General features: G+C 40.0%; 16 protein-coding genes and 1 tRNA gene. 9 read left to right on the plus strand and 8 right to left on the minus strand.

Translation table 11 applies throughout. The features are described from left to right. Positions 1-39: 39 nt before the first annotated feature. The 3 genes from SY85_RS05525 to SY85_RS05535 all read right to left on the minus strand — a co-directional run bounded on the left by SY85_RS05525 (position 40) and on the right by SY85_RS05535 (position 2,960). Positions 40-516 carry a porin family protein gene (locus SY85_RS05525; RefSeq protein WP_158512935.1) on the minus strand — a complete coding sequence of 159 codons (477 nt, stop codon included), beginning with the start codon at positions 514-516 and terminating at the stop codon, positions 40-42. Positions 517-618: 102 nt separating this feature from the next. Continuing rightward, positions 619-1,617, minus strand: coding sequence for a hypothetical protein (locus SY85_RS05530; RefSeq protein WP_066402254.1), 999 nt, complete (start codon positions 1,615-1,617; stop codon positions 619-621). A 92-nt stretch (positions 1,618-1,709) separates the two neighbouring features. Next, positions 1,710-2,960 (minus strand): metallophosphoesterase, encoded by a 1,251-nt coding sequence (locus SY85_RS05535; RefSeq protein ID WP_066402255.1) that lies wholly within the window; start codon positions 2,958-2,960, stop codon positions 1,710-1,712. A 125-nt stretch (positions 2,961-3,085) separates the two neighbouring features. Between SY85_RS05535 and SY85_RS05540 the strand changes: the two genes are divergently transcribed. The 5 genes from SY85_RS05540 (at position 3,086) to dapB (ending at position 7,056) form a co-directional block, all read left to right on the plus strand. Then, positions 3,086-3,766 carry a metal-dependent hydrolase gene (locus SY85_RS05540; protein WP_066402256.1) on the plus strand — a complete coding sequence of 227 codons (681 nt, stop codon included), beginning with the start codon at positions 3,086-3,088 and terminating at the stop codon, positions 3,764-3,766. Positions 3,767-3,878: 112 nt separating this feature from the next. Further along, on the plus strand, positions 3,879-4,682 hold the full coding sequence (locus SY85_RS05545; protein ID WP_066402257.1) for a ParA family protein: 804 nt from the start codon (positions 3,879-3,881) through the stop codon (positions 4,680-4,682). 111 nt (positions 4,683-4,793) lie between these two features. Beyond that, entirely contained in the window at positions 4,794-5,711 is a 918-nt protein-coding gene (locus SY85_RS05550; RefSeq protein ID WP_066402258.1) for a ParB/RepB/Spo0J family partition protein, read from the plus strand. Next, positions 5,704-6,324, plus strand: a complete 621-nt coding sequence (locus SY85_RS05555) for a DUF5683 domain-containing protein (protein ID WP_066402259.1) — start codon at positions 5,704-5,706, stop codon at positions 6,322-6,324. Before SY85_RS05550 ends, SY85_RS05555 begins: the two co-directional genes overlap by 8 nt. A gap of 12 nt (positions 6,325-6,336) precedes the next feature. After that, the gene (dapB, locus tag SY85_RS05560) at positions 6,337-7,056 is read left to right on the plus strand and encodes a 4-hydroxy-tetrahydrodipicolinate reductase (protein ID WP_066402261.1); all 720 of its coding nucleotides are present in this window, start codon (positions 6,337-6,339) and stop codon (positions 7,054-7,056) included. A gap of 241 nt (positions 7,057-7,297) precedes the next feature. Here dapB and SY85_RS05565 read toward each other — a convergent pair whose 3' ends face one another. Further along, positions 7,298-8,248: an NAD-dependent epimerase/dehydratase family protein gene (locus SY85_RS05565; RefSeq protein WP_066402264.1), complete on the minus strand. Its 951-nt coding sequence runs from the start codon at positions 8,246-8,248 to the stop codon at positions 7,298-7,300. 254 nt (positions 8,249-8,502) lie between these two features. On the opposite strand from SY85_RS05565, the gene kdsA reads away from it, so the two are divergent. Further along, positions 8,503-9,327 (plus strand): 3-deoxy-8-phosphooctulonate synthase, encoded by an 825-nt coding sequence (gene kdsA / locus SY85_RS05570; protein WP_066402265.1) that lies wholly within the window; start codon positions 8,503-8,505, stop codon positions 9,325-9,327. A gap of 925 nt (positions 9,328-10,252) precedes the next feature. Continuing rightward, positions 10,253-11,653: an MBL fold metallo-hydrolase gene (locus SY85_RS05580; protein ID WP_066402270.1), complete on the plus strand. Its 1,401-nt coding sequence runs from the start codon at positions 10,253-10,255 to the stop codon at positions 11,651-11,653. Between the two features lie 9 nt (positions 11,654-11,662). Here SY85_RS05580 and SY85_RS05585 read toward each other — a convergent pair whose 3' ends face one another. From SY85_RS05585 to SY85_RS25410, 4 genes are all read right to left on the minus strand, one after another. After that, positions 11,663-13,087 (minus strand): L-serine ammonia-lyase, encoded by a 1,425-nt coding sequence (locus SY85_RS05585; protein WP_066402272.1) that lies wholly within the window; start codon positions 13,085-13,087, stop codon positions 11,663-11,665. A 47-nt stretch (positions 13,088-13,134) separates the two neighbouring features. Further along, on the minus strand, positions 13,135-13,647 hold the full coding sequence (locus tag SY85_RS05590; RefSeq protein WP_066402273.1) for an FKBP-type peptidyl-prolyl cis-trans isomerase: 513 nt from the start codon (positions 13,645-13,647) through the stop codon (positions 13,135-13,137). Between the two features lie 52 nt (positions 13,648-13,699). Next, positions 13,700-14,029: a hypothetical protein gene (locus SY85_RS05595; RefSeq protein ID WP_066402277.1), complete on the minus strand. Its 330-nt coding sequence runs from the start codon at positions 14,027-14,029 to the stop codon at positions 13,700-13,702. Positions 14,030-14,067: 38 nt separating this feature from the next. After that, positions 14,068-14,138 (minus strand) — tRNA-Cys (locus tag SY85_RS25410). 106 nt (positions 14,139-14,244) lie between these two features. Between SY85_RS25410 and SY85_RS05600 the strand changes: the two genes are divergently transcribed. After that, positions 14,245-15,123 carry a nucleoside phosphorylase gene (locus tag SY85_RS05600; protein WP_066402279.1) on the plus strand — a complete coding sequence of 293 codons (879 nt, stop codon included), beginning with the start codon at positions 14,245-14,247 and terminating at the stop codon, positions 15,121-15,123. A gap of 7 nt (positions 15,124-15,130) precedes the next feature. Beyond that, positions 15,131-15,922 (plus strand): diaminopimelate epimerase, encoded by a 792-nt coding sequence (dapF, locus tag SY85_RS05605; protein ID WP_066402280.1) that lies wholly within the window; start codon positions 15,131-15,133, stop codon positions 15,920-15,922. Positions 15,923-15,941 lie beyond the last annotated feature (19 nt).

A 15,941-nucleotide genomic window follows, 5' to 3' on the forward strand; every position in this document is an offset into this window, starting at 1 on the left:
TGTTTAATCCTACAACATAGCGAGCAGAAGCTACAGCTTTCAATATTTTAACCTGTGCACCAGCTGCAAGAGAGAAGTCACCAGACTTAAATGCATTTTGACCATTTTTACCAGCGTCTCATCATTGTTTAACAAGATACCGAATTGTGGACCAGCTTGTAATGCTAAAAAGTTGCCAGCCAATTTATAATTCAGCATTATTGGTATAGAAAGATAGTTGAGCTTTACTTTTTTGTTAGTAATATCAGATCCTGCATCTGCCCAAATATCAGATGGATTGCTACTTGTCTTTGTTTGATATTGACTGAAAAGAACCTCTGGCTGAATACCTAATTTACTACCCAAGCCTATTCTGGCAAATCCTCCTAAAAGATAGCCATAATTGAATTCATCTTTAAACGTTTTCCCTTCAACCTTATTGATGTTTGCACCAGCCTTAATACCCACATCAAATTGAGCTTTTGCCGCATTCATAAAAATCACACAAGCAAAGAGCACAGATAATTTTGTTTTCATAATCCTAAATGATTTTCTATTTGACTCCAAGTTTAATGCCATGTAAAAAAATAAACGTGTTAAAAAAAAACACATGTTTATTGATTTGATGCTAATTCTTTGCTAAAATGTAGCGCCAACGCTTACTGCAAACGCAGTTGTAAAATTGTTCTGTTTAGCTGGCAGATAGTAGTCAAATCCTATTTGCGGTTGAATGTAGAATTTATCCCAACTAGCCTCCGATTTGAAAAAAGCGGTTACAGATAATGGTTGAAATCCATGTCGACTATCCAACTGTACATTCTCGGTATTGTACAAAATATTATTACTGGACTTTTGAGGTAGCAAATAAGAATTGCTTGTTTGATTAAAACCAAAGCGCTGCGTACCAGATGTAAATACAAGCAGTGGTGTAAAACGTAATGATGTTCTTGGCCCCAATTTATCCAGCCAGTAAAAGTCATGGCGAACAGATGCAGAAACAGTAAAGTCATTGACCTTTTCAACAGTCTCTACTACTGTATAACCTGCGTTTGTACGTTTACGCAGTAGTTTGATCATTTTCTCTTGCTGTTCATAAGCAGTTCTACTACCCCATCCATAAATAGCGGTAATGGATGGTTTAACCCATGCTTTTTTATAGGTAAAATAAACGGAGGCCTCATTTTCTAATGGAGAAGTATAAAAGGACAATGAGTCCTTAGTAAAATAATGCGTTAAGCTAGCCCCAGTAAAAAAATCCTTATTCCTTAAATAATCATATGAACCGCTGATTAAATATTGAAAAGCATTCCATTTATCACCATCATTAGCAATGACTGTAGAAGCACTTAAACCTAAACCGCTTTTATGGTAGTATCCCAAAGATGGTGTCAAGCTCATCTTTCTATCTACCGCCATTAACGTACTACTCGTATTGGTAAAATTGAAGTAGTTATTAGCAATAGTAGCATTTACTATAAAAAATGTTCGGGGAGCAGTTAAGGAATCTAAAAAGTTATCCAACTCATTAAACAGATCGTTATAATATTCAGTACTATCTATAGGGGTAGCTTTCTTTTGCGCAATACTACTGTTACTGAGCAGTAGAAAACTTAAAGCACAAAAAAATGTTTTATACATAGTATTATTTATAGCGTTAAGGATGCTAGATTCTAGAATTTATATTCACCTAAATAAATATAGACGGCGCAAATATCCATTTAGTTTGCCAATTAATTAAGTTCAAATAAAGTAATTTCTGGCAAAATCCCCACACGCCCAGGATAGCCCAAAAACCCAAACCCCCTGTTTACATACAGGTGCTGCTGATGGTTTTTATATAAACCTGCCCACTGTTTATAAACATACTGAACCGGGCTCCATTTTAACCACGGAATCTCTACGCCAAATTGCATGCCGTGTGTATGTCCGGATAACATCAAATCAATATCCTTATACTTTTCAAGCACTTCTGCCTCCCAATGAGAAGGGTCATGACTCATTAACACTTTAAAAGGTATGCCATCGGTGCCGGCATGAGCAAGATTCATTTTACCATATTTAGGGAAACGAGCTTTTGCACTCCAGTTTTCAATGCCTAATAAGGCTATTTTTTGCCCTTCGCGCTCCAATATCACATGTTCATTCATAAGTAAACGCCATCCCATTTCAGCATGTGTGCTTTTTAGTCTTTCCAGGTTTTGTTCTTTTAGTTTCCGGCTTTCCCATTGTACGTAATCGCCATAATCGTGATTCCCTAATATAGAAAATACCCCCATTGGAGCCTTTAACTGGCTAAAAATGTCTTTATAATCATTCATTTCTTCCGCACGATTGTTCACAAGATCACCTGTAAAGAGGATAAGATCGGGGTTTAACTTCTGGATCATTCTAATACCATGGTGAACAGCTTCCTTATTTGTAAAGCTCCCGCTATGAATATCTGATATTTGAACAACGCGCATGCCTTTAAATGAAGCTGGTAAGTTTTTAAAGCTGATAGGAATTCTTTTTATCCGGTAATTGTATTTATTAGAAAATCCATAGATCAAAGAACTAAATAAACCACCGCCGGCAGCTATCCCTAACCAGTTTAAAAATACCGATCGGGAAATATGCTCCCCAGATTCTATATCTTCTCCCTCCGTATTTGGAAAGAATAGCTTCCCCGAAGCCCATTGAAATAGCCGGCGTATGTCATCGATCAACAGGAATAATGCAGTTATTAATTTGGCAAAGAATAACCCAATCAAAACCGCAAATAAAACACTACATACTTGACCATGAAACCTTTCCAAGTTTAAATACGGCAAAAACACATACGTTAAGAGCGCTAATACAGAAATAGTCCAATAAATAATGGTTACTGCAAAACGCACCTTAGGCGATGCCCCCTGTGCTACAAATCGCACTGCCTGGTACACATAAATGTCCAGCAATAGCATTAAAATCGCTAAAACAAGCCCAAAAGAGGAATTCCGCATAGTATGGTATAATAAGAGTGCAAATAAGTAAAGTTTTGGAAATCATAGGTGTTAACTTCTATTTCTGCTATTTTGCATAAGTAAAATGTATTTTTGCGAGGCTTTATCCTTAAATCTGCTATTTTATGAAGTTGACTTATTATGGACATGCTTGTTTTGCAGTAGAGGCTGGCGGTAAAAACTTGTTATTTGATCCCTTTATTACGCCAAATGAGTTGGCTAAACACGTGGATATCAATAACATAAAAGCCGACTATATTCTAATTTCACATGGCCATGGGGATCATGTGGCAGACTGTACAGCTATTGCTAAAAATAACGATTCCACAGTAATAGGTGCTTTTGAAGTGGCAGAATGGGCAGGCAAACAAGGTATTACCAATACCCATCCTATGAATACTGGAGGTAAAAGGGCATTTGATTTTGGTACAGTTAAGTGTGTTAATGCCATTCATTCCTCAGTTATGCCTGACGGCAGTTATGGGGCTAATCCTATGGGCTTTGTAATTACCACTAATGATAAAAACTTTTATTACAGTGGCGATACAGCTTTAACTATGGATATGCAACTCATACCTCGCTGGGCCAAACTAGACTTTGCAGTCCTTTGCATCGGTGATAACTTCACGATGGGTTATGAGGATGCTATCGAAGCGGCACGTATGGTTCAGTGTACAAAAGTGATAGGAGTTCATTACGACACATTTGGGTATATTAAAATAGACCGTGATAAAGTAAAACGGGCATTTACAGATGCAGGAATCATTTTATACCTTCCAGAGATAGGCGAAAGCGTAGATCTCTGATCTATGGATATCCAACCACTGAAAGCCTCAATTTTGCGGTTGAAGTCGCAATACTAAAGAAAAACAAACACAATACAAGACACAAAAACCCCCTTCTGGGATAGGATTTAATATGGCAAGAATTATTGGTGTAGCCAATCAAAAAGGCGGTGTAGGTAAAACCACCACAGCAATTAACCTGGCAGCTTCTTTTGGCGTTTTGGAATACAAAACTTTGTTGGTAGATGCTGACCCTCAGGCAAACAGTACAACAGGGGTTGGTTTTGACCTCCAAAACGTTACGCAAAGCCTGTACGACTGCATGGTCAATGAAGCTACAGCAAAAGATGTCATCTTGAAAACGGATATCCCCAATCTAGACCTCATCCCTTCTCATATTGATCTGGTAGGTGCGGAAATTGAAATGATCAATTATCCTAACCGGGAAGCTGTTTTAAAGCAACTGCTTCAGCCCATTAAGGACGACTACGATTTCATTGTTATTGATTGTTCTCCGTCCCTTGGCTTGATCACGGTAAACGCTTTAACCGCGTCAGACTCTGTTATAGTACCTGTACAGTGTGAATTCTTTGCCTTAGAAGGTCTCGGTAAGCTATTGAACACGATCAAGATTGTACAAAGCCGCTTGAATACCGACTTGATTATTGAAGGTATTTTAATGACGATGTACGACGGTCGTCTACGCTTATGTAACCAGGTTGTAGGCGAAGTACGACGTCACTTTGAAGAGCTGGTTTTTAGTACAATCGTTCATAGAAACGCCCGTCTAAGTGAAGCTCCAAGCGTGGGCAAGCCTGTCATTCTATATGATGCACATAGCAAGGGTTCTGCTAATTACCTTAACCTGGCAAAAGAAATTCTTCAAAAGAACAATTTAACCAAGATCAGCCAGGAAGAACGTACACTGGAACTATAGATTTATGATTTCAGATGGAAATTTCTAACGGCTGAATCTTATACTAAAACTAATTTTGCATGCATTTCAGTATTCTTTTTGATACTGAAATATAGAAATCTGATTATAATAATGAGTACTCCCAAACAAAATAAAGAGGCATTAGGCAAAGGCATTCGCTCGCTTTTGCAAAGCATCGACTCCGATCTTAAAACAACTGCAGGCAGCTTAAAAGCCAAGGTAGTAGAAGAAGCTACAGGAGTTATCCGCATTCCCATTGAAAACATAGAGGCCAACCCAAAGCAGCCTCGTCGTGATTTTGATGAGCAAGCTTTGCAGGAATTAGCCAGCTCTATTAAGCTGCACGATATCATTCAGCCAATTACTGTTTCAAGAATTGCTGGTAATAAATACCGCTTGATCTCTGGTGAACGTCGCTGGAGAGCTTCTAAAATAGCTGGTCTAAAAGACATCCCTGCCTATATCCGTCAAGCTAACGATCAGGAATTACTGGAGTTGGCATTATTGGAGAACTTACAGCGTGAAGACTTAAATGCAATGGAAATTGCATTAAGCTATAAGCGTATGATGGAAGAATTAACCCATACCCAGGAACAAGTGGCTGAGCGTATGGGGAAAGATAGAAGTACGGTTACCAACTACATCCGCCTTTTAAAACTGCCACCAGATATTCAGGTTGCTGTTAGAAACGGTGAAATAAGCATGGGCCATGCGCGCGCATTGATTAATGTTGATACGATCGATAAGCAACTTTATATTTTTGATGAGATCAAATCAAAAGGACTCTCTGTACGCCAAACTGAGAACTTGGTGCGTAACCTTTATAAAGAGGGTGAAGAAAAGAAACCCGCTACTACTAATAGCCTACCTGTAGTTTATCAAAAGATTGAAGATAAGTTGGCTTCACATTTTAGTACTAGAGTAAAACTTCGTCATAGTAAAAATGGTAGTGGACAAATCACTTTCGATTATTACTCGCTGGAAGAAATGAATAAGCTGTTGGATTTAATGCAAATTACCATTGACTAAAAAAATCCTACATAGCTTTTTTCTGATAGGCCTACTTCTTATTGTATTTAACAACAGAGCTAGGGGGCAAGTTATTCGCGATTCTGCTGGAAGGCGGATTGAAGTGGGTACAACACCTGATCAAAAAATAGATTCTGTTTTAAACACGCATTCGCCCAGAAAGGCAGCCATCCGCTCTGCTATCATTCCAGGGTGGGGACAAGCATACAATAAAAAATATTGGAAGATTCCAATCGTTTATGCAGCATTGGGTACATCTGCCTATGTTTTCTACTACAACTTAACTTGGTACAAAAGATGTCGATATGCGTATACAGTGGCTGTAACCGATGATGTTGCTCATTATGACGATGTATATATTAAGCTACAGCCTTTTGTTAAAAACCCCAATGGAGAAGGTACACTCAAAATTTATAGAAACGATTATCGTCGCTATATCGATTACTCAGTAGTAGCTTTTGTTTTGCTATGGGGTCTTAATGTAGTAGACGCCACTGTTGACGCACATCTAAAAAGCTTTGATGTCAGTCCGGACCTTAGCTTCCAAATCAAACCAGGCTATAGCGAATTAGGAAACACCCACGGCATCAGTTTAGTTTTAGCATTTAAATAAACCTCATTATATATGCGCATTGCACTGATTGGCTATGGAAAAATGGGCCAACTAATTGAAGAAATTGCTTTAGAAAAAGGGCACACAATAACATTACGTATCTCTGAAGATAACTTAAACGACTTTACTGCCGCTAACCTTGCCGATACAGATGTAGCTATAGAGTTTACAGCCCCACACGCTGCATATGATAACGTAAAGAAGTGTATCGACTTTGGTGTTCCAGTCGTTTGCGGATCTACAGGATGGAATGCGCAGCTTCCAGAAATGAAAGAATATTGCCAGTCAAAAGGAGGTGCTTTCTTACACTCCTCAAACTTCAGCATTGGCGTTAATATTTTCTTTGAAGTCAACTCGCTGTTAGCAAAACTAATGGCCAAACAGCCTTCTTATGAGGTAGCAGTAAAAGAAATCCATCACACACATAAAAAGGATGCTCCAAGCGGTACTGCCGTAACAATTGCTGAGCAAATTCTGCAACACATTACTCGAAAACAAAACTGGGTAAATACTGCAGAAGCCGCATCGAATGAACTATCGATCGTTAGCGAACGTATTGATCCTGCCCCCGGTACTCATGAAGTAAAATATACTTCTGAAATCGATGATATTGAAATCATCCATACCGCCCACAACCGTAAAGGTTTCGCTTCTGGCGCTGTTCTTGCCGCAGAGTTTCTGAAAGGCAAAAAGGGTGTATTTAATATGAAAGATGTATTGTCTGAGTTATAAAACAGAACAAGGATTATCTTGATCCTACAGGATCTTGTAGGAATAGAACAAGATCACTATAAAAGAAAAGCTGGCCCTAAAAGCCAGCTTTTCTTTTATAGTTCAGTATTCACTTTTTCTCTTTTCCTCCTTCCCCTCTTTTAACCTCTTAACTTCCTTGTTAACCTATCAACTTAAATCAGCCATCTTCAAATCGGCCATTTCTCCCTAATCCGCCAATCTCCTCAAATCCCGGTTCAGACTACCCCTGACTCTTCAAGTTTGTCAACATATCCGCCGTCATCTTATCCAAGTTATATTCAGGCGCCCAGCCCCAATCTGCACGCGCTACACTATCATCAATACTCTGTGGCCAACTGTCAGCTATAGACTGACGATAATCAGGCTCATAACTCATCGTAAATTCTGGAATATGCTTTTGAATCGAAGCCGCAATTTCTTCTGGAGAGAAACTCATAGCGGACAGGTTATAAGAGGTACGCACTTTAATTTTTTCAATCGGAGCTTCCATCAATTCTATCGTAGCACGAATAGCATCTGGCATATACATCATTGGCAAATAGGTACCTTTTTCCAGGAAAGAAGTATATGATTTTTCGGCTAATGCTTCATGATAGATTTCCACAGCATAATCGGTTGTGCCCCCACCTGGTGCTGACTTATAAGAGATCAAACCTGGATAACGTAAACTACGTACGTCTACGCCAAACTTATGAAAGTAGTAATTACACCAAAACTCTCCTGCATACTTGCTGATACCATAAACTGTTGTAGGCTCAATAATGGTTTGTTGAGGACAGTTCTGCTTTGGCGAAGTAGGACCAAAAACAGCAATGGAACTTGGCCAATATACTTTGGTCAACTTTTCTTCACGGGCTATATCCAGCACGTTTAGTAAGCCTTGCATATTCAAGTGCCAGGCAAGATTTGGATTCTTCTCCCCGGTTGCTGATAGAATTGCTGCCAGCAAATAGATCTGTGTCACATTTTGACGGATCACTTGCACATGCAACATTTCTTTATTCATTACGTCCATGCTCACATAGGGGCCAGTTCCTTCCAATAATGGGTTTTGCTCTCTTAGATCAGAAGCAATTACATTCTGAGCACCATAAATTTTACGTAGGGCTAACGTCAGTTCTACACCTATTTGTCCTGAAGCACCAATAACAAGTATTTTTTCCTGTTTCATACAGCAATAAAATCAATTAAAGGGTGTAAAAGTAAGCATTGGCACTCAACCAAAAACCAGAAACCTAGATGAGCTGAAAGATGAGACAACAAGCTGCAAACTTAAAAATGTAGGCTGTACGCTGATAGTCAAAAATGAAAGGTGAAAAGGATTACAGACAAAGCCAACAATCTACAATAAGCAATGTTTTTTTGCCAAGTGTCAACTCTTAACTGCCAACTACCAACTTACTCACCATTCCCTACCTTTGCGCCATGAATTCGTTTTTAGAGCCTTTATTTAGTAATCAAGAGTATGATAAGCAATCTTTCTTTTTGATTGCTGGCCCCTGTGTAGTAGAAAGTAAAGAATTGGTTCACCAGGTGGGCGAACAGGTAAGCGCTATTTGCAAAAAACATGGTATCCCATACATATTAAAAGCTTCATACCGTAAAGCTAATCGTACAAGCGCTTCTTCGTTTACCGGCTTAGGCGACGAATTAGGCTTGCAGATTTTACACGATGCAGGTAAAGCGTTAGGACTACCTACTACTACAGATATCCACACAGAAAAAGAAGCTGAGTTGGCAGCTAAGTATGTAGATGTGCTTCAAATACCCGCCTTCCTTTGCCGCCAAACGGACTTATTGGTAGCTGCTGCAAATACGGGTAAAATTGTCAACGTAAAAAAGGGACAGTTTGTAAGTGGTGAAGCCATGAAGTTTGCTGTAGAAAAGATTAAAAACGCTGGTAATGATAAAGTGATGCTAACCGAAAGAGGCACCACCTTTGGATATCAGGATCTGGTGGTTGATTACCGCAATATTCCTTTAATGCAACAAGCGGGCACTCCTGTAATTATGGACTGCACACACAGCCTCCAACAGCCTAATCAAACCAGCGGTGTTACAGGTGGCAATCCTCAATTGATTGGTACTATAGCCAAGGCGGCCATTGCTGCTGGGGCCGATGGTCTCTTTATTGAAACCCATCCAGACCCTGCTTGTGCCAAGAGTGATGGTGCCAACATGCTTCGTTTAGAACTTTTAGAAGACCTATTGATCCAATTAAAGAAAATTCGCGCCGCCGTAACAGCCTAAGCTCAAAACAACTATTTAAAAGCTTGTTTGAGCCCTGAAATATCAGCAACATTACTTCCCCTATAATATTACTTTTTAGATATTCCATATCTATGAGATATGGAATATCTATTCCCCAATTAGAATAACTTATAGCTCTCACATAATTTCTCCGGCAGCCCTAATCTAAAATTCCCTATTTTCCCTAATCCCTAAATCTCCCCAAATCATGGTTCAGACCATCCCTCACTTCCACGGTCAATCCAATCCGCCATCCTAAAATCAGCCATCAGCCATGCTACCTTCCCTGCCATTTCCCTCTACCTTCAGTACTCCTCCTCTGTCCCTTCATGGTTACTCCGTATAGAATACTAGGTTACTCCGTATGGAAGCCTACTTAACTCCGTATCTCACCCGTACCCCGGCCGATCCTTCGGCCCTTCCACACCCCTACCTAGACCGTATCAGGCTATCTATTCACCGTTATAAACTCATAAAAAATAGTAAAGAAAAGTATAACACGAAAGGCTGAAAACACCCTAAAAGAGAAGACCCTAAAGATACAAACCAGCCCCTGTAGAGCAAGTCCTTTCTTTCCCCTGTACCTTGTATCTTGTGCCTTGTACCTTGAACATTCCCTTCCTTCTTCCTTCATCCTTCCTTGTTCCTTGTTCAATATTCCCTTTTTCCTTTCTTCTGTGCGAAACCCTTCCCATCATACTAATCCTAGTTCTCCCTAATCCCTGAATCTCCCCAAATCCCGGTTCCGACAATTTCCGCTGTGCCCCTCCGTGTACTTTGTGCCTTTGTAGTTCAAACACGCCATCGGCGCTATCTGCAGGGCACCAATATCAAATTTCAAATTGCCCAATTCTTAGGTACGAATTCTGTATAGATCATAAAGGCTTAGATTTTAAGAGTTTATAAAACAACAAAATAGCATTGGATGAAATTAACCTTTCACGGAGCCGCCCGTACAGTAACGGGAAGCAAACATTTGATTAGCTTAGATAATGGTACCAATATCCTTTTAGACTGTGGAATGTTTCAGGGAATGGGACAAAAAACTGACGACCTGAATGAACATTTTGGTTTTGACCCGAAATCCATCACATACTTATTACTTTCGCATGCTCATATCGATCACACCGGTCTAATCCCCAAACTGGTGAAAGAAGGATTCACAGGCAAGATCTATTGTACGCCAGCCACACGCGATCTCACAGAAATACTACTCTTTGATAGCGCTGAAATTCAAACCTACGAGGTGGACAATATCAATAAAAGGAGAGCAAAGAAGAACTTACAGCCTTATGAACCTCTATATACGTCCAATGACGTGGCCGCTACGCTTCCACTCTTTGAATTAGTTGATTATGATACTTGGTTCGATCTTTCAGAAGAAGTGTCGTTTATATTTACCAATACAGGGCATTTGATTGGCAGTGCTGCCATTACCTTAAAAATCAAAGATGAGGGCAAAGAAAGGATTATCGCTTTCAGTGGCGATGTCGGTCGCCAACGTAGTGTTCTTCTTCCCTCTCCTGTTCCTCTGCCTCAAGCTGACTATCTCATTTTAGAAAGCACCTATGGTGATAGCCGCCATGATATCAGTTTTAATATCGTAAAAACATTAAGGCAATGGGTAGAGAAAACCTGTGTTGAACGCGGAGGAAAATTAGTTATACCGGCTTTTAGTGTCGGACGCACACAAGAAATATTATATGGCTTAAATCAACTGAGCTTGGAGAAGCGCCTACCTGAACTAAATTATTATATTGATAGTCCTTTAAGCTTAAAGGCTACAGAAACCATAAAAAAATATACCGATTTATTCAATGAGCGGCTACAACAAGTGTTGCGCATTGATGATGACCCGTTCCATTTTGAAGGTTTAAAATATGTGGAGTCCGTAGAAGATAGCCGGCGCCTGGTTGACCATCAGGAACCCTGCGTAATTATATCAGCAAGCGGCACAGCTGACGCCGGGCGCGTACGCCATCATATCAATAGCATTATCAATGATGAAAAGAACAGTGTTTTATTTGTTGGCTATTGTAGTGAACAGTCATTAGGAGGGCAACTACTTACGGGGTATAACGAGGTTGAAATCTTTGGTGATCCTAGCCCTGTTAAAGCTGAAATTGGACGTATGGCAGGCATGAGTGCACATGGCGACTGCGATGAATTAAGCCAATTTTTAAGTGAGCAAGATCCGGGAAAAGTTAAACGCCTTTTCTTAGTGCACGGAGAATACACTGTACAAAAAGAGTTTGCCGCTAAACTGGAACGCAAAGGCTACCAAAATGTAGAAATACCATCCCCTCACCAATCTTTTGAAGTATAAGATAGGGCCTTAGCATTCACTAAGGCTTAATGGAATATTGATGGCCAATCCACCTTCAGCTGTCTCTTTATACTTGCTGTTCATGTCCTGTGCTGTCTCCCACATGGTTTCTACAACTACATCCAGGGATACTTTAGCAAAGTCTGGTGTGCTTTGAAGAGCTAATTGTGAGGCTGTAATTGCTTTAATAGCCCCCATGGTATTTCGTTCTATACAAGGAACCTGAACCAATCCTCCTATAGGATCGCACGTCATCCCCAGGTGATGCTCCATAGCTATTTCAGCTGCCATTAAAGCCTGACGCTGGCTTCCACCCAGTGCTTCTGTTAAAGCAGCTGCGGCCATGGCCGAGGACACACCTATTTCAGCCTGACACCCACCCATTGCAGCGGAAATAGTGGCACCTTTCTTAAAGATACTTCCTACCTCTGAAGCAGTAAGTAAGAATTGAATAATCTTATCTTCCGTTACATCGGGGAAAAATACCATGTAGTAATGTAATACTGCTGGTATAACGCCCGCGGCACCATTTGTCGGCGCTGTTACCACACGACTGAAAGAAGCATTTTCTTCATTAACTGCTAATGCAAAACAACTTACCCAGTCAAGTATATATTGAAAATGTTGGCCGCCACTACGAATAGCCTCCAACCACTCAGTATAAGTAGAATAGGTTTTGTTTTTAAGCAAGCGCTTGTTTAAATCAACGGCTCTCCTTTTTACATTTAAGCCGCCAGGAAGAATTCCACTTGTATGACAACCTCGGTAGGTACATTCTTTCATTACCTCCCAGATCTTCAATACGCCTTCTCTGGTAGCCTGCTCTGGACGCCAGGCGTTTTCATTTTCCAACACAACTTCATTGATTAAAAGTCCTGTTTTACGGCACCAATGCAATAAATCTTCTGCAGTATTAATTGGAAATGGAATGCTTACCTGTACACCAGATTGCGTTTCACCCTCTTTAACAACAAAGCCTCCACCAATAGAATAATAGGTTTCAGCAAATTGCTCCCCTTTATTGGTTGTTACCAAAAATGAAAGCGCATTGGGATGAAAGGGCAGGGATTCTGTCATAAGAAACTGTAAATCCACAGATGGATCAAAGGCTAACGTCCTCTTTCCACCAAGGTGTAGTTGCTTATTATCAGAAATGTCAGCGATCTTTTGTTGCAATGATTCCACGGCAAACGTGACCGGATCATAACCACTTAGCCCCAAAAGCACGGCCACATCTGTACCATGTCCTTTGCCGGTTTTAGCCAGCGAGCCATACAATAAGACCTTGAGCTCCTTTACATCTTCTAGCGAAGTTTGCTGCTCCAATGACTGTAAAAAGCGTTGCGCAGCACGCCATGGGCCTAAAGTATGCGAACTAGATGGGCCAATGCCGATCTTAAAAATATCAAATACGGAAATTGCTTCGTGTGCCAAGGAAACGCGTTTAAACAAATTTACAATGCTTTATGAAGCAGTGCTGCTTAATATACCTGTTTTAACTCAACATCAAAAACAAGTATGGAACCGGCAGGGATCCCTGAATAGCCTGGTCTGGCAGACATTTCGCGGTTACCATAGCCTAAAGAAGGAGGAATAAATAAACGAATATGGCCTCCTTCTTTAATCAAAGGAATACCACTTTTCCAACCCAAAATAACTTGGTTCAAATTAAATGTCACACCAGCTGACGATGTTGTTTCATCAAATTTGTTTCCATTGGTTAAGGTACCTACATAATTTACAGTTACATCATTACACACACCTGGAGTTTTACCTGTACCAGGCGCATCAATTACATAGTACATACCGCTGCAGTGTTTTACTGCCCCCTGTATACCATTATTGGTTAAATAAGTTTGAATAGCCAGTTCTTCGTTTGCAGTTGCTTTAACAGCACAAGGATCATAATTGCACACACCCTCACCATTAGAACCTTTTAAACAGCTGGAAAGAACAAGGGAAGCTAAAACGATCAGAACAAAGTTTCTTAACATAGGATAAGTATTATATGTTTAGAGAATTATGGTTATAAGACTTCAATTTATATTAGTTAGCTGCACTATCTGACTTTTTTTGTTTTTGAAGTAGCTCCTGGTAGCGTATTTCATTTTGATCCCACTCATGATTCTTAGTAAAAATCGTCATAAATACAACAATGGCTATGGCAGCGATCATAATAACGATGATCAGGGAGGAATTATTCTGTATCACCATCGCTGCCCGTTTATGCCAGCCACTGATAAGATTTACAAACAGTGCCAGTACGATCATTACACCAAGAGGAAGTCCAACGGTAAACTGACGCAATGACTTTTTCTTTTCCGTACGCCGTACGGCCCAAAATTCTATAAAAGCTTTTTCGTCTGGAGTCAACATACAAATAAAACAAAATCCCGCTAAGCGGGATTTGGGAGAGGTACCGAGCAGATTCGAACTGCTGTAGGAGCTTTTGCAGAGCTCAGCCTAGCCCCTCGGCCACGGTACCATTTGTGCTCATTTCCCGATGGGTTTTGAACGGGTGTGCGAAAATAAGGTATTTTTACCAAGTTAATCCAAACCCAAACAAACCTTTTTAAAATACTTATACCCTAATGCAACGAATTGCTGAATCAGAGTTAATCATAAATGACCGTGGCGCCATTTATCACTTGAATCTATTACCTGAAGAATTGGCCACCACAGTTATTACAGTTGGCGATCCTGATCGTGTAGAATTGGTTAGTCGCCATTTTGATTCCATCGAAGTAAAACGACAACACCGCGAGTTTGTTTCCCATACAGGCAGAATTGGCAACAAGCGTTTAACCGTTATTTCTACAGGTATTGGCCCCGATAATATTGATATTGTTTTAAATGAGTTAGATGCATTGGTAAACATTGACATGACTACCAGAATCATTAAAGAAACGCTAACGCCTTTAAATATCATTCGTATTGGCACCTCTGGATCACTGCAAGCCTCCATCCCTGTAGATAGCTTTGTAGCATCAACACATGGACTTGGACTTGATAATTTGTTAAACTTTTACAGACTGGAACATACCGAGGAAGAAAACCAGCTACTGCAATCGTTTATAACGCATACACAATTAACTACTCAAATCACATTTCCCTATATCAGTAGAGCCAGCGCTTCTTTATTAAAACACTTTGTTACCAATTTTCACCATGGTATTACTGTAACTTGCCCTGGTTTTTATGGTCCACAAGGCCGCCTATTACGTCTGGGAGTTAAAAACCCTGATTTGATTAACCGATTAACAAGTTTTTCATTTGGTCAGCACCAGATTACGAACTTTGAAATGGAAACCTCTTCCATCTTTGGATTGGGTCGCCTATTGGGTCATAATTGTATGTCTTTAAACGCTATTGTTGCTAACCGCATTCAAAAACAGTTTTCAAAAGATAGTGGTGCGTTAGTTGATAGGCTGATAAAGCATTCTTTAGAAATTATAAGCACATTACCATAATAATAGTATGAAACTTACTTTTTATAAATACCAGGGCACAGGGAACGATTTTGTGATACTGGACAATCGAAATAACGGATACGCTTCTCTTACAAAAAATCAAATCAATTTTCTTTGTGACAGACGCTTTGGCATTGGCGCCGACGGCCTGATGTTGCTTAATTCACATCCTTCCTACGACTTTGAAATGAAGTATTATAATGCAGATGGAGGAGAAAGCACTATGTGTGGTAATGGTGGACGTTGCCTCGTAAAGTTTGCTAACGATATAGGTATTCTGAAAGAGTCATATCACTTTATAGCAATTGATGGGGAACATGAAGCCAGTGTTGATCTGGATGGCACGGTTTCTCTAAAAATGAATGATGTAAATGAAATACAATATAAAGGCGATCATTTTATCTTAAACACAGGTTCGCCTCATTATGTACAAAGCAAGTCAGACGTTCAGCAGCTAGATGTTTACAAAGAGGGTCATAAAATCCGCTACAGCCCTTCATTTGAAAAAGAAGGCATCAATGTAAATTTCGTTGAGCAATTAGAGGCAGCCGACAAGATCTTTGTTCGAACATATGAACGTGGTGTTGAAGACGAGACCTATTCCTGCGGCACTGGGGTAACAGCCGCCGCCCTTGTTTCTTACCACAATGAAAATGGATTTAACCATGTAGATGTACTAACAAAGGGTGGTCAGCTAAGTGTTGAGTTTGATAAGATTGGCGACAGCTTTAAAAACATCTGGTTAACTGGACCAGCAGAAAAAGTTTTTGAAGGAACAATTGCATTAAATACTGTATAATGCACCCCTATTTGTAGCA

The organism is Flavisolibacter tropicus (assembly GCF_001644645.1).
Taxonomy (GTDB): Bacteria; Bacteroidota; Bacteroidia; order Chitinophagales; family Chitinophagaceae; genus Flavisolibacter; species Flavisolibacter tropicus.